This is a genomic window from Bacteroides stercorirosoris (assembly GCF_900142015.1).
Classification (GTDB): domain Bacteria; phylum Bacteroidota; class Bacteroidia; order Bacteroidales; family Bacteroidaceae; genus Bacteroides; species Bacteroides stercorirosoris.
This window is the reverse complement of record NZ_FQZN01000013.1, coordinates 86,905-107,005: the sequence shown is the minus strand read 5'-3', so window position 1 is coordinate 107,005 and position 20,101 is coordinate 86,905. Positions and strand designations below refer to the sequence as shown.

At 45.8% G+C, this 20,101-nt stretch carries 18 protein-coding genes; 8 read left to right on the top strand and 10 right to left on the bottom strand.

Annotated elements, in window-relative coordinates:
* Positions 1-20 precede the first annotated feature (20 nt).
* From BUC01_RS11450 to BUC01_RS11440, 3 genes are read right to left on the bottom strand one after another with little or no spacing between them, the layout of a single operon-like run.
* Positions 21-1,592, bottom strand: a complete 1,572-nt coding sequence (locus BUC01_RS11450; RefSeq protein WP_004291455.1) for a DUF3945 domain-containing protein — start codon at positions 1,590-1,592, stop codon at positions 21-23.
* Positions 1,593-1,612: 20 nt separating this feature from the next.
* A complete protein-coding gene (locus tag BUC01_RS11445) occupies positions 1,613-1,963 on the bottom strand; it encodes a helix-turn-helix domain-containing protein (RefSeq protein WP_004291454.1) in 351 nt (116 codons plus the stop codon).
* A 3-nt stretch (positions 1,964-1,966) separates the two neighbouring features.
* A complete protein-coding gene (locus BUC01_RS11440; protein ID WP_004291432.1) occupies positions 1,967-2,392 on the bottom strand; it encodes a helix-turn-helix domain-containing protein in 426 nt (141 codons plus the stop codon).
* A gap of 138 nt (positions 2,393-2,530) precedes the next feature.
* On the opposite strand from BUC01_RS11440, the gene BUC01_RS11430 reads away from it, so the two are divergent.
* Complete coding sequence (locus BUC01_RS11430) at positions 2,531-2,830, top strand: helix-turn-helix domain-containing protein (protein ID WP_004291426.1); 300 nt, start codon at positions 2,531-2,533, stop codon at positions 2,828-2,830.
* Between the two features lie 31 nt (positions 2,831-2,861).
* On the top strand, positions 2,862-3,167 hold the full coding sequence (locus BUC01_RS11425) for a helix-turn-helix domain-containing protein (RefSeq protein WP_004291424.1): 306 nt from the start codon (positions 2,862-2,864) through the stop codon (positions 3,165-3,167).
* A gap of 77 nt (positions 3,168-3,244) precedes the next feature.
* Here BUC01_RS11425 and BUC01_RS11420 read toward each other — a convergent pair whose 3' ends face one another.
* Complete coding sequence (locus BUC01_RS11420; protein WP_004291423.1) at positions 3,245-3,607, bottom strand: hypothetical protein; 363 nt, start codon at positions 3,605-3,607, stop codon at positions 3,245-3,247.
* Between the two features lie 11 nt (positions 3,608-3,618).
* On the bottom strand, positions 3,619-4,854 hold the full coding sequence (locus BUC01_RS11415; protein WP_004291422.1) for a site-specific integrase: 1,236 nt from the start codon (positions 4,852-4,854) through the stop codon (positions 3,619-3,621).
* Between the two features lie 353 nt (positions 4,855-5,207).
* Between BUC01_RS11415 and BUC01_RS11410 the strand changes: the two genes are divergently transcribed.
* Positions 5,208-5,621, top strand: coding sequence for a BT0820 family HAD-type phosphatase (locus BUC01_RS11410; RefSeq protein WP_025831099.1), 414 nt, complete (start codon positions 5,208-5,210; stop codon positions 5,619-5,621).
* Positions 5,622-5,712: 91 nt separating this feature from the next.
* Here the strand turns inward: BUC01_RS11410 and BUC01_RS11405 are convergent, their stop codons facing one another.
* From BUC01_RS11405 to uxaC, 3 genes are all read right to left on the bottom strand, one after another.
* Complete coding sequence (locus tag BUC01_RS11405) at positions 5,713-8,055, bottom strand: GumC family protein (RefSeq protein WP_025831098.1); 2,343 nt, start codon at positions 8,053-8,055, stop codon at positions 5,713-5,715.
* 33 nt (positions 8,056-8,088) lie between these two features.
* On the bottom strand, positions 8,089-8,880 hold the full coding sequence (locus BUC01_RS11400) for a polysaccharide biosynthesis/export family protein (RefSeq protein ID WP_025831097.1): 792 nt from the start codon (positions 8,878-8,880) through the stop codon (positions 8,089-8,091).
* A gap of 445 nt (positions 8,881-9,325) precedes the next feature.
* Complete coding sequence (gene uxaC / locus BUC01_RS11395) at positions 9,326-10,732, bottom strand: glucuronate isomerase (protein WP_025831096.1); 1,407 nt, start codon at positions 10,730-10,732, stop codon at positions 9,326-9,328.
* A gap of 235 nt (positions 10,733-10,967) precedes the next feature.
* Between uxaC and BUC01_RS11390 the strand changes: the two genes are divergently transcribed.
* The 4 genes from BUC01_RS11390 to BUC01_RS11375 all read left to right on the top strand — a co-directional run bounded on the left by BUC01_RS11390 (position 10,968) and on the right by BUC01_RS11375 (position 16,331).
* A complete protein-coding gene (locus BUC01_RS11390) occupies positions 10,968-12,029 on the top strand; it encodes a LacI family DNA-binding transcriptional regulator (RefSeq protein ID WP_025831095.1) in 1,062 nt (353 codons plus the stop codon).
* A gap of 37 nt (positions 12,030-12,066) precedes the next feature.
* Positions 12,067-13,506, top strand: a complete 1,440-nt coding sequence (locus tag BUC01_RS11385) for a tagaturonate reductase (RefSeq protein WP_025831094.1) — start codon at positions 12,067-12,069, stop codon at positions 13,504-13,506.
* 164 nt (positions 13,507-13,670) lie between these two features.
* Positions 13,671-15,278: a hypothetical protein gene (locus BUC01_RS11380; protein ID WP_139261860.1), complete on the top strand. Its 1,608-nt coding sequence runs from the start codon at positions 13,671-13,673 to the stop codon at positions 15,276-15,278.
* A 459-nt stretch (positions 15,279-15,737) separates the two neighbouring features.
* Complete coding sequence (locus tag BUC01_RS11375) at positions 15,738-16,331, top strand: DUF4373 domain-containing protein (RefSeq protein ID WP_025831091.1); 594 nt, start codon at positions 15,738-15,740, stop codon at positions 16,329-16,331.
* A gap of 77 nt (positions 16,332-16,408) precedes the next feature.
* On the opposite strand, the gene BUC01_RS11370 is transcribed toward BUC01_RS11375, so the two are convergent.
* Complete coding sequence (locus BUC01_RS11370) at positions 16,409-16,951, bottom strand: FHA domain-containing protein (protein WP_025831090.1); 543 nt, start codon at positions 16,949-16,951, stop codon at positions 16,409-16,411.
* A gap of 57 nt (positions 16,952-17,008) precedes the next feature.
* Positions 17,009-18,139, bottom strand: coding sequence for an HU domain-containing protein (locus BUC01_RS11365; RefSeq protein WP_025831089.1), 1,131 nt, complete (start codon positions 18,137-18,139; stop codon positions 17,009-17,011).
* Between the two features lie 876 nt (positions 18,140-19,015).
* Here BUC01_RS11365 and BUC01_RS25475 point away from each other — a divergent pair.
* On the top strand, positions 19,016-20,056 hold the full coding sequence (locus BUC01_RS25475) for an LTA synthase family protein (protein WP_159106493.1): 1,041 nt from the start codon (positions 19,016-19,018) through the stop codon (positions 20,054-20,056).
* Positions 20,057-20,101: the final 45 nt, after the last annotated feature.

Below are 20,101 nucleotides of genomic sequence, written 5' to 3'. Positions count from 1 at the left end.
ATTCAGTGGCGGACACGGGATTACATTTTCATGCCCTTGCCCGTTTTCTTCTGCGGCTTCTCCTGCTGCTGTTGCTGGCGGGCGTCCTTCGGGTTGGTCTGACCTTTCTGCAACGGCTCTCTCAGATTCTTTGTAGCCTCGTTGGTCTTGCCATCGTTGTTCACCGCCACCTGCGTGCGGCTCTCGTTGGACGGAGCAACCTGCTGTGCATTGTCAGGGTTCGTGTCGTAGCGGTACGGGCGTCCCTTCTCCGGGTTGAACTTGATATACATCGTGGCATGGAAGCCCTGCTTGTCGGTCACGTTCTCCAGCTTCACGGCTTTACCCGCCACATAGTCGGCTTTCTGCTGGTCGGTGAAGCTCACGCCGCTCCATTTGCTGATGGGGCGGATGCTGCCGTCCTCGTTCGTCCACGTGTTGCGGCGTTGCTCCTTCTTGGTCTGTGCGGCATTTTCCCCGCCCTGCGCCTGACTTTTCGATGTGTCGCCTTTGGTTTCCTGTGTCTGTGCGGTACGGGGCGACTTGCCGGTTCCCGGCACGAACTCCACGCCGCGCTGCTCCACGTTCACTTGCAGGGTGGTGACGAACTTTCTGCCGTCGTTGCGCTCGATGAGCTTGTCGCGTACGGGCAGTCCGGCGCGGAGCATGTCCCGCTCCTGCGTGGTGATTTCCGTCTTGCCGATGCGCTCCGGGATGCGCACCCTGCTTGCCGGAATGTCCGTGATTTCATTCGTCTTGCGGTCGATGCTGATGTAGGAGGGGATGATCTCGCCCGTTTCCCTGTCCACAATGTCCACGACCCTACCGAGATTGCCCGTTTCGCGGAGGTTCTTCCGGTCATTGTCGGAGAATTTGTGTTCCTTGTACTCATCCAGCTTCTGCTCCTTGCGGATGAAGTGCGGCACGAGGCTGATGTTTCCCTCACCGTCCTTCTTGAAGGAGAGGCGGGCGTCCAGCTCGAATGATTCGCCGCCGAAGGTCGGTTTGACCTTTACCAAGTCGGACTTGCCATAGTTGAGCATCTTCGTAAGGTCGCCGGACTTTTCAAGGTTGTCCCGCTTTACGCCCCATCTGTCCTCCAGCTCCTGCCAGTTGATTTTACTCTCGTCGATGGGCTGGTAGCCACGTTTGCCCTGCATCTGTTCGGATTTGTCCTGTTGCTGTTCTTTCCGTTGTTCCATGTTCTCCTGTTTTTGAGGTTCTTGTTTCTCTGTCTGTTGTGCTGCCATCTCTTCCTGCACCTTCTTCTCATAGTCGGAGGTGTCCACCTTGTGAGGGGCGAGCAGCTCCTTGTTCGCTTCGGGGTCTTTCAGCAGTTGCTTCATCACCTCTAAGAGATTTTCAGCTTGGTCTGCCGCAATGCGGTAGAAACCGAAGCGGCTGGGTTCCTTGCACTGCCGGAAGAAGTTCTTGAAGAAGTTGTCCAGCACGTCGCCATGTCGGTCGAATTGCAGGAAACTCTGCGCGTTCTCCGCTTTTGCGGGGGTGCGCTTGGGTGTGCCGTCCGCGTTCAGCCCGGCTACCACGCTGATCTCGCCTGTCTTCTCGTCACGGACTACCAGCACGTCCTTTTCGTCTTTTTTCTTTGCCATCTGAAAAATGTTTTAATGGGTTATTTATGAAAGAAATTATGGATACGAGCCTTGTAGAAGGCTATATCTTCCTTTTTGAAGTCCTTGATATGGTTGGAAAGGAATGTCAGCACGTCCTCCTCGCTGTAATAGGTCTTCTTGCCCAGCGTCTTGTAGGGCAATGCGCCTACGCTGCGGTAGCGTTGGAGGGTGCGTTTGCTTATCTGGAGCAACATGCACAAATCCTGATTGTCGAAAAGGCGGATGCTTTCCGTGATAGTGGGCTGTTTCCCCTCAGCCTTCATCGCCAGCAGCAGTTCGTCCTGACGGTCGAGCCGTTCCATCAGCTTCTGCATCCAGCCCTCGAAGTTGTTTCGTGTGAGCAGTTCCATGACCTATGTCCTCCTTCCTTTTGGTTTGCCGCCCGTGCGCAGCGTGTGGTTGTGGAACAGGGTGTCTATTGTCCCTTCCTCGTTCCTTACTGTGTTGTCCTCCAATAGCCGCAGTATCTCGGAAAGGCGGTAGCGGCAGCTTCCGCGTACCACCACATACTCGATACGGTGGTCGGTGCGCATACGCTGCATGGTGCGCTTGCTCACGTTGAGCATCTTCGCCGCCTGTGCCGTGTCAAGCAGCTTGTCTTCGGTTTCCCGCTTCCGTTTCTTCTCGTCCCTTGCCTCGCGGATGTACCCTGCGATGTTCGCAATCTGCGCCATCATCTCCTTGTAGGCGGAACTTTCCATTGTTATCACTTTCATGTTCAGTCCTTTCTTTTTGTTTCTGCGACAAAATTCGGCAATAAACAAAAGGGGCTTTAACAACTCACTACGTGACTCACGTAAGATTTTTGCGGAAGATGGCTCCGTAACCCGGTCAAACGGCGCAACAGGCAGCCTTTCAGCGGAAAACGATACGTCTTGTATGCCGTTTCGTTACCTTTGCGGCAAACTCTAAATGACATGAATATGGAAATAGTATCTATCGAGAAAAAGACTTTCGAGATGATGGTGGCGGCATTCGGCGCACTCTCGGAGAAGGTCGCCGCCCTGAGGCGCAAAAGCGACACGGGGCGCATGGAAAGATGGCTCACGGGCGAGGAGGTCTGCGGGCAGTTGAGAATAAGCCCGCGCACGTTGCAGACGCTGCGTGACAGGCGGCTTATCGGCTACTCGCAGATAAACCGCAGGTTCTATTACAAGCCAGAGGAGGTGAAGCGGCTGATACCGCTTGTCGGCACGCTCTATCCGCACGGCAGATGATTTGATTTATTCACCCACTGAATCCGAAGTTATGATGAACGAGAACAACGATGTTTTTACGATGGAAGACGAGCCGATAGCCTCTGTGGTGCAGGATATGCGCAAAGGCTCGAAATGGCTGTCCGCATTTCTGGAAAGCTACCGTCCTCCGCTGGACGGGGAACGTTACCTGACGGACGGCGAGGTGTCGGAACTGCTCCGTGTGAGCCGGCGCACCTTGCAGGAATACCGCAACAACCGCGTGTTGCCCTTCATACTTTTGGGAGGGAAGGTGCTTTACCCGGAAACGGGGCTGCGCGGGGTACTGGAAGCGAACTACCGCAAGCCGCTGGAGTGAGGCGGTTTCATGAAAAAGTAAACGGGTGACACCTTTTGTGGTGCTACCCGTTTACTTGTCTTATGGGGTATGTGCAATCAGCAATACCCGGCTTTTCCGTTCTGTATGAACATCACGTATGTCTGCCGTTTCTCTTGTGAGAGTGCCTTTCCCACCAGCCATGTGCGGAACAGGTGGGTGTTGTAGGTATTCACCCTGAAAGCGACCGGGATGATGATTTCAAGGGCGTACACGTCCGCGTGCAGCCCGTTTTCAAGCTGCATGTAGCGGCACACCTCGTAGTCGTTCAGCACGTCCGACTTGCGGACGGCTCTGATGGCGGCGTTCACTGCCGGGACGGTCGTATGGAACAATCCGGCTATTTCGGTGGCGGTCATCCACACGTCGTTACCGGTTACGCTGACTGCCTTGTCCTCGATGATGATTGTGTCACGTTTCATGGCTTTTCTTTTTAGATGGTGCAACCTGCAAATTCCTCGACGCCGTTCAATCTTGCGGCAAGGTTCTCCATGTCCTGATTGAGCTTCTCTTTGGTTATCTTTGCGTAAATCTGCGTCGTCTTTATGCTCTTGTGTCCGAGCATGGAGCTGACCGTTTCGATGGGAACACCGTTGGAGAGGAATATCGTCGTGGCTGCCGTGTGGCGGCTCTGATGCCACGTGATATGCTTGGTGATGCCGCAACGCTTGGCGACGGCACGGATACCGGCAAGGCACGTGTTATAATGCGGAACGGGAAATATCCTGCCGTCCCCGCACAGTCCCCGGTATTTGCCGATTATGCGGTTGGCGATGTCGAGCAGGCGGATGTTGGACACCACGCCCGTTTTCTGGCGGTTGATGTTTATCCACTCGTGTTCGTCGAAGTAGGTGCGGATATTCTCTTCCGTAAGGTTGCGCATATCCGCGAACGACAGCCCCGTGAAGGCGCAGAACAGGTAGAGGTCGCGGTACAATTCCTGTTTGGCGTTTTTCAGTTTCCCCTCCATCAGCAGGCGGATCTCATCTTTGGTCAGGAAACTGCGTGTTGTTTCCTCCTTCTTGATTTCATACTCGCGGAACGGGTCGCGCGTCAGCCACTCGTTGTTGATGGCGATGAATACCATCGTCCGTAACGGGCAGACGTACAGCCACACGGTATTGGTGCAGCAGTGCTTGTCCGTGCGCAGGAACATCTCGAAGTCGGAGATGAAAGCCGGGGTAAGCTCTTTTAGGGCGATGTCCTTCACATGGTAGCGGATGTCGAGGAACTCTTGCATGTGCTTGTAAACGGTGCGGTACTTCAGCAGCGTGCCTTTGGCTTTCATGCCTGCCTCCACCTGCTTCTCGTAGTCCTCGTTGTGCTGGCGGAACACCTGCATCAGCGTGTGGTAGCGGTGTTCCAGTCCGAGAAAGGCGTTCTTCACCTTCTCCGCCGTGACGAAGTTGTCACGCTCCATGATTTCCTGATAATGCCTGTTGATGCGTACCCGCATCTTGTCAAGCATACGGTTCGTTTCGAGTGCCGCCGTGCTTCTGCCCGTGACACGTCCACCTTTGGTGTCCCACAGTTTCGGATCGACAGTCAGTTTGCAGCTGAACTGTGTCTGGCTGCCGTCCACCGTGATGCGTCCCATGACGGGAACTGTCCCGTCCTTTTTCACTACCTGACGCTTGAGGTAGTAGATTACTGAAAATGTACTCTTCATTGTCCTTAATTTTTGGGTTTCAAAATTAGTTGGTGAAGAGTCCGGTGTTGGTACGCAAAACGGGGAGGAACGGCGCAATCTTTTTCCGTAACCTGATTTTTCGCATGAGTTATGGATAACTCACTATTCCTTAGAGCCTTGTTTCGCTATTCGTACCCGTTTGTCGCATTTTCGGGCATGGTTACGAACAAGTAACGTAGCGGCGTCAGGATTTGGCTTCGGCAGGGATTGTAATGGCTTCACGGATTATCGCCACTTCAACCAAAACCCTTGTAACTCAATTCTATCACTATATCTTTCCGCATTTCACTTTTTTGTAGTAACTTTGCTCTATCATTTTTATAGATAGAACTATGACAATAGCAGTTGATTTTGACGGAACTATAGTAGAACACCGCTATCCGTATATAGGCAAGGAAATAGCTTTTGCAATAGATACTCTGAAATTATTGCAGCAAGAGCAACACAGGCTTATTTTATGGAGTGTGCGCGAAGGCGAACTTCTGGAAGAAGCCGTGGCATGGTGCAAGGAAAGAGGGCTGGAATTCTATGCCGTCAACCGTGATTATCCTGAAGAAAAGCAGCAGGACAAAGGCTTCTCGCGCAAGCTGAAAGTAGATCTTTTCATTGACGACCGCAATCTGGGCGGGCTTCCCGATTGGGGCGTCATCTATCAGATGATAAAGGAACATAAAACATTCCGGGACATCTATGCGCAAGGCAATCCCGTTACCGGGCAGAGTAAAAAGAAGAAAAGATGGTTCTAAGAAAATACCGCCCGGACTTAACCCTAACGAAAGTCCGGAACGGTATTGTCATTGAGAATGAAAAAAAGAGTGAGATGAAAATTACTAATTATTATTTCCGATTCTTATCGTTATCTCCATATCCGTAGCCATATCCATAACCGTATCTTCCTCCGTAACCATACTTTCTCTCTGCAAGATTTCCGCCGTTCACCACTAACGATATTTGGTTCAGTTGTCCCGACCGTTGCAGTTCCATGATTTCAGGCAAAGCATTTTTGTGCGTATAATCTATGCGGCAAACGTATAGTGTAAAGTCAGTTACTTTATTCAGACTCAGCGTATCACTGATTAATCCTACCGGTGCAGAGTCAACAATGACATAATCAAACTGTTCACGGAAATAGGTGAAGGCTTCTTTCAGCTTAGGCCGTTCCAGCAATTCCGACGGATTGGGCGGAACAGGTCCCGCAGGCGCCACGAACAATTGTTTATGCATTCCCGACGGAAAAATAATATCTTCCGGTCTAATGTCAGCCTCCGAAAGATAATTGGTCATTCCTATGTCTTTTTTAATCCCGAAATATTCAGCCAGCCTGGGGCGCCGGATATCCAGACCGACAACCAGCACCCGGCATCCCAGAAAAGCAAAAGTCAGAGCCAGATTGATGCTGATGAAACTTTTCCCTTCGCCACTGACAGTCGAGGTCATCAGAATGCACTTTTTATCATCCTCTCCGGTAAGAAAACGCAGATTGCTTCTCATGCGGCGAAAGGACTCTTCCATGATTCCATTCTGCCCTTCTTGCACCCCCACGCCTTCTTTGGTATAAGGAATAATCCCTATTACGGGAAGCTGCGTATTCTCTACCTCGGCCACCGACACGATTCTCGTGCGGAAAACGCCACCGAACAAGATGATTCCCGCTGTCATTATGCACGACAGAAACAAACTTCCGGCATAAATCATCATGCTGCGCGGAGCGATGGGAGCATCTGCAGTCAGAGGAGGGTCTATCACTCTTGCCTTATTCATGGTAGCTGCCAGGGATATGGTTGCCTGTTCGCGCCGCTCGAGTAGCATCAAATACAGGTTCGCCTTGATTTGTTGCTGCCTGTCGATATTATTAAATTCCCTTTCTTGCTTCGGCATGTTTCCGATGCGGGAATTGAAATAATTCGTTTTGCGCAGGATGTCAGTGCGCGCGATGTTGAGTCCGTCTTTCACACCGGCTATGGAACTTATCACATTTCTTCTCAACGCGTCAATCCTGACATCCTGATTGACAAGAGTCGGATTATCCGTTTTCATCGTGTTCATCAGCCGCTCGCGTTCCAGGAGCTCCTTGTTGTATTCGTTAATCAGCCGCATCAGCTCCGTATCTGAAATGCCGGTATTCACCGGCAAGAGCGAAAAACGGTGTTTCTCATCCATCAAATAATTATAGATATAGGTGGTCATGTTCAGCTGCATCTCCACATCCAGCAATTTCTTTTCGTACTCATTGTTCGTATTCAGGTCTAAGGTCATATTGGTCTTAAGGTCACTCAGACGCTCTTTCTGTTTGTATTGTTCCAGATGCTTTTCCACAAATCCCAATTCATAGCTGATGCTGTCCAGGCGTTCTTCAAGGAAGATGAGCGTATTTCCTGTCACCTTGTTCTTATCATCCATCGCATCCCGGTTATATACCTCAATCAGTTTGACGAGAAAGTCTTCTGCCCGCTTCTTGTCCTCATCCTTAAATGTCAGGCTGATGATGGACGTTTTCTTTGAAGTAGTGCTGACTGTCAGCTGCCTGGAATAATAGTTCACGGCATCTATGGGGCGGCAGATGTTCATCTTCATAGGTTCGGTAAATGCGTGTCCGGGCAACAGTCTCAAAGTGCACCGTCCCGCAGGAGTCTCTACAAAAGCGGGAAAATCCGTGAAAGTTTCCGTCACGCAAACATCATTCATGGCACTGCTCACTGCATAACGTTCGCCTGCCTTCTCCACTTGTATCAGCAATGCTCCACGCAGTGTGTCCATAGACTCTTTATCCAGCGTGGCACTGATAGGGGGTACCATTGTTTCCGAATAGAACAGACCATTCTTTATCTTATACTTCGTATACAGATTCAGTTCGTTAATCACTTGCAGCAAAATGGAGCGCGAACGCAATATCTCCATTTCGTCTTCAATCTGCATATTCGAGGAAGCCAGAGAAGTGGGAGCCACTTTCTGAAACAATTCGTCGACGGCCTTGTCGCTTCCTTCCGAGTCCTTAATGACCACGGAAGCGGAAGCCTGGTAGATCGGCGTAGTGACATGTACATAAATATATGCCCCCACAAACGCGACTACACCGGCAAGCAAAAACCACCGCCAATGTGCCAATAGCTTGTAGAAGAGATCTATCAAGTCAATTTCCTGTTCCTGAGTCTGATTGTTGTCTGTATGCTGTGCATCCATAATGTATTTTATATTAGTGGTTATTCGTATTATTTATCGTAATATATTCACCATCAATCCGGCCAGTGATATAAGAATGGAAGTAACGGAAATCAGCAGATTGGTAGAAGAACCGATATTGGCACTTTGCTTTTTCGCCTTATTGGGTTCCACATAGACGATATCGTTCTGACGTAAATAGAAATCGGGGGAATAAATGAGGTTTTCATCATTCAGGTTGACGGTGATGAGTTTCTGTTGTCCGTTCTCTTTGCGGACGATGCGCACATTGTCCCGCTTTCCGTAGATGGTCAGGTCGCCTGCCATTGCTACGGCTTCAAAAAGATTCACTTGCTCGTTGCTCACCGTATAGACTCCCGGATGGCTTACTTCTCCGATCACAGAAATCTTATAATTCACCAGTCGGACTGTTACGATAGGGCGTTCTTTCAGATAGCGTTCCAATCTTCCGACAATCAGTTCCGAAGTTTCCTGTGTGGTCATTCCCCCTACGGTCAAAGTGCCGAGTACGGGGAAGGCAATCTCGCCCTGATTGTTCACCAGATAATTCTGCAGGGTGGGTTGTGAAACTAAATTAGTGGAATTTATTCCTGTTTGCGATACAGGCACCACCAGATTGAAAGGAAGTGCCGCTTCCGGTTCGGAACAACTGACGGAGATGGTTAGCAAGTCTTTGGGCATGATACGGGCATCATATTCCACGAGTGTATCAGGGATTCTTTCACCTAACTTTTGTAGATAAGATACTTGTCTGCTTGATGAACAAGAAGAACATGAAAGACACACAATCGTAACTGCCCATAAGGCATATTGTTTTTTTCTCATCCTGTATATCCGGCGCCGAAAGCTCCCATAACGACACCTATTAATAAAACGAAAGCGTGGGAACTGTTGCCATTATCTGCCAAAGAGGTATCGCCAAACACCCAAGATGTAGATAATAAAGACAACAGCCCACGCCCAGCTATACATTTAGATATACAGTGAGCATGAGCGTTTTGTTGCCTATTATTCTTACATCTTTTTGAAATTGGCGATTTCCTTTGACAAGAATAATATGGTAAACGCTTCTAACTACTTAATATGTAATCCCTTAGAAGTATATCAGAATAATTCTAAAGAGGTTGCAAAGTTAATGAATAATTTATAAAAGCCAATAACTTGGAGGAAATTTCTCTCTTATTTATATGGTTACGCTCTAAAAAAGGAGCGCATCAATATAATTTTGATGCGTTCCTCGCTATAAATAAAAAGCAACTCTTATTTTCTTTTAGAACTGGAAGAAGTTCTTAGCATTATAGTAGCTGATATCTTCAATCATCTGGTTCACACGATCCATTTCCGAAGCTGGAATTTCACCGTTTTCAATGTCGCGACCAACGAGGTTACACAATGTACGGCGGAAATATTCATGACGCGGATAGGAGAGGAACGAACGTGAATCGGTCAACATACCTACGAACCGGCTCAACAAACCAAGTACGGAAAGAGCATTCATTTGTTTTTCCATGCCATCTTTCTGATCGAGGAACCACCAGCCAGAACCAAACTGTATCTTACCAGCAATCGTGCCATCCTGGAAGTTACCCAACATAGTAGCGATAACTTCGTTAGCACACGGATTGAGGTTGTACAGGATTGTCTTCGTCAGCTTTCCTGTAGAGTTCAGGCGATCGAGGAATTTAGACATAGCTTTAGCCGTGGTAAATTCACCGATAGAGTCGAAGCCGGTATCGGGACCGAGCAATTTAAACATCTTGCTGTTGTTGTTACGGATAGCACCGTAGTGGAACTGTTGCGTCCAGCCCTTTTCCCAATCCATTTCACCAAACACAATCAGCATAGCCGACTTGAACTTCAGAATTTCCTCTTTCGTCAGTTCTGTTCCGCCATATACCTTATTAAATATAGCTTTGATTTCAGCATCCGTATAGTCTTCTGCATAGAATTCTTCGATACCGTGGTCAGACAGTTTACAACCTTGTTCCGCAAAGAAATCATGACGCTTACGCAGGGCAGCCACCATATCATCGAAATTAGAAATAGCAACACCGCTGACTTCAGACAGTTTCTCAACATAAGCACGGAAATCGGCAGGAACTTCTACAGCCATTGCCTTGTCGGGACGCCAGGTAGGCAACATCTTAACTTCAAAACCACTTTCACGGGTCTGGATGTGGTATTCCAGAGAATCGATAGGATCATCTGTCGTACAAACAGCTTCCACATGATAACGGCGCATCATGCCACGGGCTGAGTATTCCGGCTTAGCCAACTTCTCGTTACACTCATCGTAAATTTCACGTGCAGTCTTCGGGCTCAGAATCTTTTCGATACCAAATGCTGTTTTCAGTTCCAGGTGAGTCCAGTGATACAAAGGATTACGGAAAGTATAAGGAACTGTTTCCGCCCACTTTTCAAACTTTTCCCAATCGGTGGTGTCCGTACCGGTGCAGAAACGTTCGTCTACACCATTGGTGCGCATAGCACGCCATTTGTAGTGATCGCCGCCCAACCAGATTTCAGTCAGTGACTTGAACTGATAGTCGTCTGCTACCATTTTAGGGATTAAGTGACAGTGATAATCGATAATCGGCATTTTAGCCGCATGTTCATGATACAACTTCTGTGCGGTTTCTGTCTGCAACAGGAAGTTTTCATCCATAAATTTTTTCATTCTACTGTGTTTTAAGTATATAAAAATATTACTTCTCAATTATTATACCTATATAGTATTGATTGTAAAGCTAATAGGTGAGATATTGGTTTTTGCTTTTATTAACCGTTATCGAACACAAAAGTAGAAAATTTACTTGGAGAAACAAAATAATTCGTATCTTTGCGGCAAATATTTATAATATTTAAGTTTTAGACATTGAACCTTTATCACCTTAAAACAAGGAGGAGAGAGTATGGAAAACAAGAACTACACCATTAAAGATATCGCCCGCATGGCGGGTGTTTCTGCCGGAACAGTGGACCGCGTGTTGCATAACCGGGGAGATGTCTCCGCCGCAAGTCGTGAAAAGGTTCAGAAAGTCTTGGATGAAATAGATTATCACCCTAATATGTTCGCCATCGGCCTGGCGGCAAAGAAGCGTTATCGTGTCCTGTGTATTATACCTTATTATATAGAGCACGATTACTGGCACTCCGTAGCGGCAGGAATCAATCGTGCCGCGCAAGAATTGCGCCCGTTCAATGTCAGTGTCGAATACCTGTACTACCATCATGCCGACAGGCTTTCTTACGAAAAGGCTTGTGCGAAAATTCGCAGAGAACCGGTGGATGCCGTACTGATAGCTCCCAATTTCCGCGAAGAAACGATGGCGCTCACTTCTTATCTGGAAGGCAAAGATATACCCTATGCATTCATTGATTTTAACATAGAGGACACCCATGCACTTTGCTATATAGGGCAAGACTCTCAAGCAAGCGGATACATTGCTGCCAAAATCCTGATGCGTAAGTATGAGGAAGGGCAAGAGGTGATATTATTCCTTAATAATAAGAAAGACAATCCGGCGGAAATACAGATGCAACGCCGTCTGGACGGTTTCATGAGTTTTATAGCCCAGGAACATAGCAACCTGGTGGTTCACGACGTTGTGCTGAACAAGGAAGATGCTGTTGCCAACCGTCGGACACTGGAAGATTTTTTTGCGGCACATCCGCAGGCTGTGCTGGGCGCCGTTTTCAATTCGCGGGTATATCAAGTGGCGGGTTACTTGCAGGAAACAGGCCATCATCTGGCCGGCCTGGTCGGCTACGACCTGTTGCAAAAAAATGTGGAGTATCTTAAATCCGGTGAAGTGAACTACCTTATCGGGCAACGTCCCGGACTGCAAGGGTATTGCGGCATAAAAGCATTGTGCGACCACATGGTCTTCAAGCGCCCGGTGACCGCAGTGAAATATATGCCTATCGATATTCTGATGAAAGAAAACATCAATTTCTATTTTGAATTTGAATAAACATAATAGTATCAATCATTTAAAACGTATTTTTAAGATGAAAGCATTAAACAAACAAACCGCTTCCAAGGCTCAACGCCCGGAACGTATCATCCAGTTCGGTGAAGGAAACTTCTTGCGTGCATTTATTGACTGGATTATCTACAACATGAATGAGAAAGCTGATTTCAACAGTAGCGTTGTAGTGGTTCAACCCATTGAAAAAGGTATGGTGGACATGCTGAATGCGCAGGACGACCTTTACCATGTGAATCTGCAAGGTCTGGACAAAGGGGAAACCGTTAACAGCCTGACGATGATTGACGTAATCAGCCGCGCACTGAATCCTTACTCTCAGAATGAAGAATTCATGAAACTGGCCGACCAACCGGAAATGCGCTTTGTTATCTCCAACACAACGGAAGCCGGTATCGCTTTCGATCCTTCCTGCAAACTGACTGACGCTCCGGCTTCTTCATATCCGGGCAAGCTGACTCAACTGCTGTACCGTCGTTTCAAGACTTTCAACGGTGACAAGAGCAAAGGTCTGATTATCTTCCCCTGCGAACTTATCTTCCTGAACGGCCATAAACTGAAAGAAACTATCTATCAGTACATCGAACTGTGGCAGCTGGGTGATGAATTCAAGACTTGGTTCGAAGAAGCCTGCGGTGTATACGCCACGCTTGTTGACCGCATCGTACCGGGATTCCCCCGCAAGGATATTGCAGCAATCAAGGAGAAATTGCAATATGATGACAACCTGGTAGTACAGGCTGAAATCTTCCATCTCTGGGTTATCGAGGCTCCTCAGGAAGTTGCCAAGGAATTCCCCGCAGACAAGGCAGGCCTGAATGTACTGTTCGTTCCTTCCGAAGAGCCATACCACGAAAGAAAGGTGACTCTGCTGAATGGCCCGCACACCGTTCTGTCTCCGGTTGCTTATCTGTCTGGCGTAAATATCGTACGCGATGCTTGCCAGCACCCGGTTATCGGCCAGTATATCCATAAGGTAATGTTCGACGAATTGATGGAAACTCTGAACTTGCCGAAGGATGAATTGAAGAAGTTTGCAGAAGATGTATTGGAACGCTTCAACAATCCGTTTGTTGACCATGCCGTAACCAGCATCATGTTGAACTCTTTCCCGAAATATGAAACCCGCGACCTTCCCGGTTTGAAGACTTATTTGCAACGCAAAGGTGAACTGCCGAAAGGATTGGTTCTCGGTCTGGCTGCCATCATTACCTATTATAAAGGTGGTGTCCGTGAAGATGGTGCTGAAATCGTTCCGAACGATGCTCCTGAAATCATGCAACTGTTGAAAGACCTGTGGGCTACAGGTGATACTCAGAAGGTAGCCGAAGGCGTACTCGCTGCAACTTCTATCTGGGGCGAAGACTTGAATAATATCCCGGGACTTACCGCTGCTGTGAAAGCTAATCTGGATTCTATCCAGGAAAAAGGAATGCTGGAAACAGTGAAGGGAATTCTTTAATTAATCTATAAGTATCGTAAAGGGAATAGGGTGGAGCGGTGGCTTCACCCTATTTTTTTCCATAATATCTTTGCTTTTCGTAAAAAAAAGGTTTTCTTTGTAATAAATAATATTTCTGAATTTGCGTATAATTGCCAAGATATTATAACGATAAAATAGATAAAATGAAAGAAGAATTAAAAAGAAGAGAGTACTGTAAGACGACTTCTTTAACGATGAGTCTTATAGCTTTTGTAGTATGTCTGGTATGTTTCGCCTTTTTCCTTTTCTGGAGTCCTTCGCGAGAGCTGACGAAAGAAGATGTGAGGATTGTGCTGAAGGAAGACTGTAATAAATGGGTATACGTGTGGTCGGGTGAGAGTGGAAAACTTGAAGAAACCAACGAAACATTAAAAGCCGGTACAAGCCTGAAAGGCATTGCTAAAGAGGGGCGTTGGACATGGATTGTAGAAGATGAAAACGGCAATCGTTTCGGTGTGCCCCAATTGGCGGTTGAAGGTGAAACAGAAGAACTACGAGCAATGAATCCTGATTTCCGCTATGTCTATCGAGCTGATTCATTGAATGGTTTCTCATTAGAACGCATACGCAAAGAAGCTGGAGACTATCTGATGGCCGATGTATCAACACGTTCTTATTATTTTCCACAAATTGTGCTGGCCAAAGGAGAAGGAAGAACAAAAGGGGTGCTGCTCACGGTAGATGAACAGGGACTTGTGGTACGTACGGAACGTACTTCGGAATTGAAATACAACTTATATACCAGTGCGCCTTTCTTCTATTACATAATCAGCTGGAATCTTGTCACCAACTTCCAACCCTTTACGGTAGATGCTGATAATCAGCCGCTACATCACAAATCATTAAGCAGTAAATTCGGCTCGTGGTTCAAGGGGATTTTCTCCTCCATTTTCTGGTTTCTCATGAGGATGGTACTCTTCTTATTGATATTGGGTGGACTGACGCTGATCGTATATGGAGCAGCAAGCCTCCTGTTTGTTGCGCTGGGGCGCATGCCGGGAGTGAAAAACTCGTTTATTGCTAAGCTGGAATATGTATACATGATTCCCTGGATGTATATCTTGTTGCTTTCTTGTCTCTACTTATTCAATTCTCTTTGGATTATCCTTTTACCGGGAGGTCTATTGCTGCTGATATGGATGTGTGCAGCTGTAGAAAAACTTTCTATCCGTGACGCCCGTTGCCCGTCATGCGCAGTACTAAATAAATTGAATGTAGTTGAAATCACTTATTTGACAGGTGTGGATGTAGAGCCTATATGGGGAACAAGTTGGATAAAAAACACGATTATTGATGTAGAGAAAGCGCGTAGGCGAGAACACCAATTGGTGGAAATAGATACAGAGTGTGCTGTCTGCCACCACCATACACACGAGGATCGTAAGGCCGATACAACGGGAGACTGGAAATCCATTGAAGAATTTGCATGCCCCCAATGCGGGCAGCATACCCTAAAGGCTACTTCAAAGGTAAAAGAGTCAAATGTGAAACGCCATGAGTATACTACGCGAAAAAAAGGGAAAATCAAGGAGAAAGGTTTTGATTTTGTAGAATGGGAAACGCGCTATGAAAGCAAGGATAAGGTGTCAACTCATGAGTATTGGACGGGGAGCATCACTTATCATCAGGAAGTGAATTGCGGGCATTGTGATTATCATTATGAAATAGATCACACAGAAAAAGTAGATGATAGTCCTACCAAAACCAGTACAGTGGAGGAGGTACGCAAGTGGAAACGGGTTGATAACTAACAATGTTTTTAGTCGTTACACCCAACGCCCAAAGTGTATTGTGTCGAATTTCAAACGGATATGAATGAGAGGGAGTGTGTGTTATTTTGTACTGCCCCCTCCCCAAAAAATGGACGTTAAATTATAACTTTATAAATTCTCTTCATAATGAGCTCGGTATTGTACCGGGCTCATTACATTTAGCTTCCTTTTTCCACTTATTGGTTAAAAAATATTAAGCCAACACATTTATAGCATATTTACGAAATGTGCGGTTCATTTCATAAAATCACCGCCACAGGTTCTCTGGCAAGAGGGAAATACAGACAGACCGCACATTAGCCCGGCTTTGCTTATGCTTATATTTGTACCTGCAAAGAGAAAACGCTACGAAAGAGACACAGTCGGTACAACAAATGCCCCTGTTTCCAGCAACTTTTCCCGTATGTATTTGAGTAAACCAATAAAATAAGAACGAAAATGAAACGAAATTTTTATCTCCAACATCCGCTCATGGCCATGTATGATCCCCGGATGCAAACCTTGCTCGACAAGGAAGGCCCTAAAGGAATCGGAGCCTACTGGATCATCATCGAAAAACTGAGCCTGTTGCCCGACTCCCGAGCAAAGCTCGAATATCTGCGTCCTTACTGCAAGGGCAAAAAGCTGCCGTTTGCATACCTGAAGAAAATCATCTTTGGATTCCAACTTTTCATACTCGAAGAAGACGGATTCTTCAGTCCCGAAGAACTGAATCCGGTGAAAAAGAAGGAGAAAAAAACGGTAAAAAATGATAGAGCAAATGCCTTTGCTAGTGCAAAAAATGACGAAAATCGGCCAAAAACAGCAGAGGAAAGCATGGACAATAAACAGGCTAACGCGCTAGAAACCAGCACAAATAAAGTAATAAGCCGTGAAGTATTTAAAGAGAATATAAAAGATATAATAACATCATCATCAACAAAAGAAAAAGAAACTGCTGATGATACCTGCAATGCCACACTTGAACAACCCGAAAGCCACAGCTCAACAGGGCAAATGCCACACCTGAGTAAAGCAAATGCCACGCTTTAGACACGTCCAAGTGTGGCATTTGCCTCCACGAAATGTGGCATTTCGGACGCTGAGATGTGGCATTTCAGGGATTTGAATTACTGCTTGCCGGATTCCTCGCTTGCTCCACTGCGCAAAATAAACGTTGTGGCTCCGATAGTGACAATTGCACCATCCTCAATGCGGATACGGTCTTTATCACCCAGAATTTCATTGTTCAGGAAGGTTCCTGTCAGGCTGGGAGCATCACGCAATGTATATGCCAGCCCCCCCTGTTTATTGCGTTTTACGTTAATAATGCAGTGGCGGCGATCCATGCTCATATCCGATGTCTCGATAGGGGTATTGATATTCGTTCCGACGCAACGGCGGCCGATTACGTTGTCTCCCTCCTGCAAGGGAAGCACTTGCTTAAAACCGAAAACATTCTCAATCACTGTGATACTACCTAAAGCATCTTTAAATTCCTCTTCATCCGGGCATTCTTCTTTTTGGGGAGCACGCATCTTTGTTTTCCCCAGACGAATACTGAACTGTTTTCCACAATGCTCACAAACGAAGACTAGAGACTGGCCTTCGCCATATTTTGTTTCGTCAAACTGAAGATAATTCTCACATTTGGGGCAACGGATACGCTTCATGGAAATTAAAAATTAAAGAGTTAAAAGATAGGAAATATAACTTTATCACTTATGCGATTACTTTTTCAATACCCAGGCATTCTTATAGTCTTCGTTTTCACGGACTCTTGACAATGCCTGATAAGCTTCTACTTCCGTACCGCAAGACTCAATGCTGACACGCATCTTGCCATCCCCGACAATAGCTTTTGCACCCGAAAAGCCTTTAGCAACCAACTGTGCTGCCATCTTTTCTGCATCCTGCTCAGTTCCGACGCTGGCAATAATAATATGGTAGGGTCTTTTGGGAGTAGCAACGACCGGCTTTGCGGCAGGTTGCATATTCTGTTTTGCAGTATTAGGAGCAGCAACTGAATGAGAAACTTCTTCTTTTGTTTTTGTTTCAGTAGATGCAGCCGGTGCCTTGCCTACTTTAACCTCTCTCACAGCAACGGGAGCTATAACTTTCTTTTGTGCCGCTGCTTGCTTGTTAGCGGGTTTACGTGTAGGGGTGTTCTGCTTTACGATAATCGGTGTAATAGCCAGAGATTGCTTTTCTATCTTTTCAAACAGCTCGTCCGGAAGTAACTTTGCATAGTTTTCTTCTATCACCTCTGTGTTTTCTATTGGAGTGGAAAAGAAGAAAGAAAGAATAACAGCAGCCACCACTGCAGCGGCATTTGTCAGATAAGCACGATTGAACCTGATAGCAAACGTGCGCTTTTCCTTTTTGATAGCAGCGGGAACAGAATAAGGAACAAACCTTTCAGCCTGCGGCTTTTCTATTGCCGACAGTTCCTTCATCTCAAATGCATCCAGCCCGTATAAATAAGGGGTTGTAATCTTGTTGTCATAAGGTGCGAAGTCGAATGTGTTATGGATGCTATAACGTACTTCGCCTACATTCGGCAAATCCACTTTACCTTCTTCGTGCAGAGCGGCTATCAATTCATCCACCTTACGCTCTACGGTCTTAGTAGCATCCGAGAAGTTGGTACCATACACTGACATATAAGATTGAACCAGCAAACCGTCATTCATCTTCAGTTGCGGATTGAAACCGATGATGCGGGTAGGGGGCAGGAAAATATTCTCTTCTTTCACTCTCGTAGCCGGAGCATAATGAGCTACAAATCCTCCCAAACCCGGAACAATGACGCAGTCATTTTCCAATAATAAAGCTTCTATATGTTGTGCCAATTCAATCATGGTGCAAAAGTAACGGAAATCTCGGATATAAGCCAGTTTCAGGGCATTTTTCTTTTCAACAAATTATAAACAACTAAGCCTTAGAGGGGCTCGGTCATTAGTGTTAAACACAAAATCAGTGCAATAAACATAAAAAAGTATCGTTTTCATTAAAATCTCATATTTTAAAACCAATAAAACATGAAAAACAGGTTATCTGAAATCTTAAATAAATACTCGCTTGAAATATTCTATACTTTTGCAGTGTTATGCATCATTCTGCAACTGTTATGGCTCCGTCAATTTATCATTCTTGATTATGACAGAGACTCCCAACTGACGACCTACGGGCTTCGCTCCATATCTGACGCATTATTGCTGCTATTGCCATATTGGGTAATTCCGCGCAAACTGCGAGGATTCTATGTAAGCATTATTCTTTTTTCATTCACTTTCTGGGGGCTATCACAGCTATGGTATTACCGGACGTATGATGATCTTATGCCTTTTTCTTCTTTCCTCCTTTTTGAAAATATTTCTCCATTACTGATGCGTAGCGTAAAAGCATCCATGAGATATACTGATATCTTTTTCGTTGTGCTACCAGTTCTTTTATTTCTTATTTATCGGTTATTCTTTTTAAAGCTAATCCAAAAAGTCAAGATCAAAAGAAACCAAAGATTTTTTTATGTAGCAGTCATTCTGTTTTGCTCGATTTCCATTCATGCAGCAAACGCTTATTCATATTATAGAAAAGAAAAAGTACGTACATTTATTCACATTGGTGGAAAATATGTAAATACTTATAATAATATATCTTATTTTGAGCTTAATGGTTTTGTTGCATATTGTATTTATTCATTCATAGATGAATTATTAGAGAACAGAACATTAAGTATGGAAGAAAAGGAGGAAATCGGAACTTATCTGTCCCGATATTGTCCGAAATATTCAGATAATCGGTTTGCAGCGGAAGGAAGTCCCAATCTGATAATGATTGTCGTGGAATCTTTAAACTCGTGGACAATCAACTTCCGTATAGACAGTGTAGAAGTGACTCCTAACCTGAATCGCTTTTGTAGAGAAGAAAATGCCATAGTTGCCTTGCATATGCAACCACAGGTTAGAAACGGCCGCTCCAGTGATGCTCATTTTATGTATAATACCGGACTGTTGCCCATACAGAATGGCGCAGTGGCAGTTCGTTTTGGTAAAGCTCCATATCCGTCTATATCTAAGGCGCTTAGCGGATATCATTCATTGGCTGTAGTTTGCGATGATGCTAAATTCTGGAATCAAAAGAATGCCTTTAACTCCTATGGCTTCATGCAGTTATATGACAAACACAATTTTAAAGATTCAGAAGAGATAGACGACCATACCTTATTGACGGAGGCAGCTGTCCGGTTAGAAAACATCCAGTCTGCGTTCTATGCACAATTGGTTACTATCAGTATGCATTATCCTTATGACAAACTACGTATTCCGGCTACAGAAATATCCCGGTCACGAATGTATACTGCAGAGGTTAGAAATTATCTGGAAACGGTACGCTTTTGTGATGATGCTATCGGGAAGTTTATCCAGGAGCTGAAACAGAAAGGCATATATGATAATTCTATAATAGTTATTGTTTCGGATCATAACGAAATGAATAGAAACCGGGTGGAAAACAGGAAAGAGACACTCCCGGAGGACAAAGAAATTGCCATGATTATCTTAAATTCTCCTCAGAAGTTGCAATATAATGCTCCCATTGAACAAATAGACGTTTATCCCACTTTGCTGGATTTGATGGGCGCCAATCATTACAACTGGAAAGGATTAGGTTGCAGTATTTTCCGGAAAAACGGTGTTATAATTCCAGAAGAAGAAAGAAACCGGATTTCCAACCTAATGATAACAAAAGGGTATTTCAGAATCGGGCACAAATTATAAGTTAATCTAACAATAAACCTGTAAATCGAACGTTTATTGACATAG

Coding starts and splice junctions, on each gene's coding strand:
- BUC01_RS11385 (WP_025831094.1), top strand. CDS start 12,067: ATGAAAGCATTAAACAAACAAACCGCTTCCAAGGCTCAACGCCCGGAA.
- BUC01_RS11445 (WP_004291454.1), bottom strand. CDS start 1,963: ATGGAACTGCTCACACGAAACAACTTCGAGGGCTGGATGCAGAAGCTG.
- BUC01_RS11400 (WP_025831097.1), bottom strand. CDS start 8,880: ATGAGAAAAAAACAATATGCCTTATGGGCAGTTACGATTGTGTGTCTT.
- BUC01_RS11390 (WP_025831095.1), top strand. CDS start 10,968: ATGGAAAACAAGAACTACACCATTAAAGATATCGCCCGCATGGCGGGT.
- BUC01_RS11375 (WP_025831091.1), top strand. CDS start 15,738: ATGAAACGAAATTTTTATCTCCAACATCCGCTCATGGCCATGTATGAT.
- uxaC (WP_025831096.1), bottom strand. CDS start 10,732: ATGAAAAAATTTATGGATGAAAACTTCCTGTTGCAGACAGAAACCGCA.
- BUC01_RS11420 (WP_004291423.1), bottom strand. CDS start 3,607: ATGAAACGTGACACAATCATCATCGAGGACAAGGCAGTCAGCGTAACC.
- BUC01_RS25475 (WP_159106493.1), top strand. CDS start 19,016: ATGGAAGAAAAGGAGGAAATCGGAACTTATCTGTCCCGATATTGTCCG.
- BUC01_RS11405 (WP_025831098.1), bottom strand. CDS start 8,055: ATGGATGCACAGCATACAGACAACAATCAGACTCAGGAACAGGAAATT.
- BUC01_RS11425 (WP_004291424.1), top strand. CDS start 2,862: ATGATGAACGAGAACAACGATGTTTTTACGATGGAAGACGAGCCGATA.
- BUC01_RS11410 (WP_025831099.1), top strand. CDS start 5,208: ATGACAATAGCAGTTGATTTTGACGGAACTATAGTAGAACACCGCTAT.
- BUC01_RS11370 (WP_025831090.1), bottom strand. CDS start 16,951: ATGAAGCGTATCCGTTGCCCCAAATGTGAGAATTATCTTCAGTTTGAC.
- BUC01_RS11430 (WP_004291426.1), top strand. CDS start 2,531: ATGAATATGGAAATAGTATCTATCGAGAAAAAGACTTTCGAGATGATG.
- BUC01_RS11415 (WP_004291422.1), bottom strand. CDS start 4,854: ATGAAGAGTACATTTTCAGTAATCTACTACCTCAAGCGTCAGGTAGTG.
- BUC01_RS11450 (WP_004291455.1), bottom strand. CDS start 1,592: ATGGCAAAGAAAAAAGACGAAAAGGACGTGCTGGTAGTCCGTGACGAG.
- BUC01_RS11365 (WP_025831089.1), bottom strand. CDS start 18,139: ATGATTGAATTGGCACAACATATAGAAGCTTTATTATTGGAAAATGAC.
- BUC01_RS11380 (WP_139261860.1), top strand. CDS start 13,671: ATGAAAGAAGAATTAAAAAGAAGAGAGTACTGTAAGACGACTTCTTTA.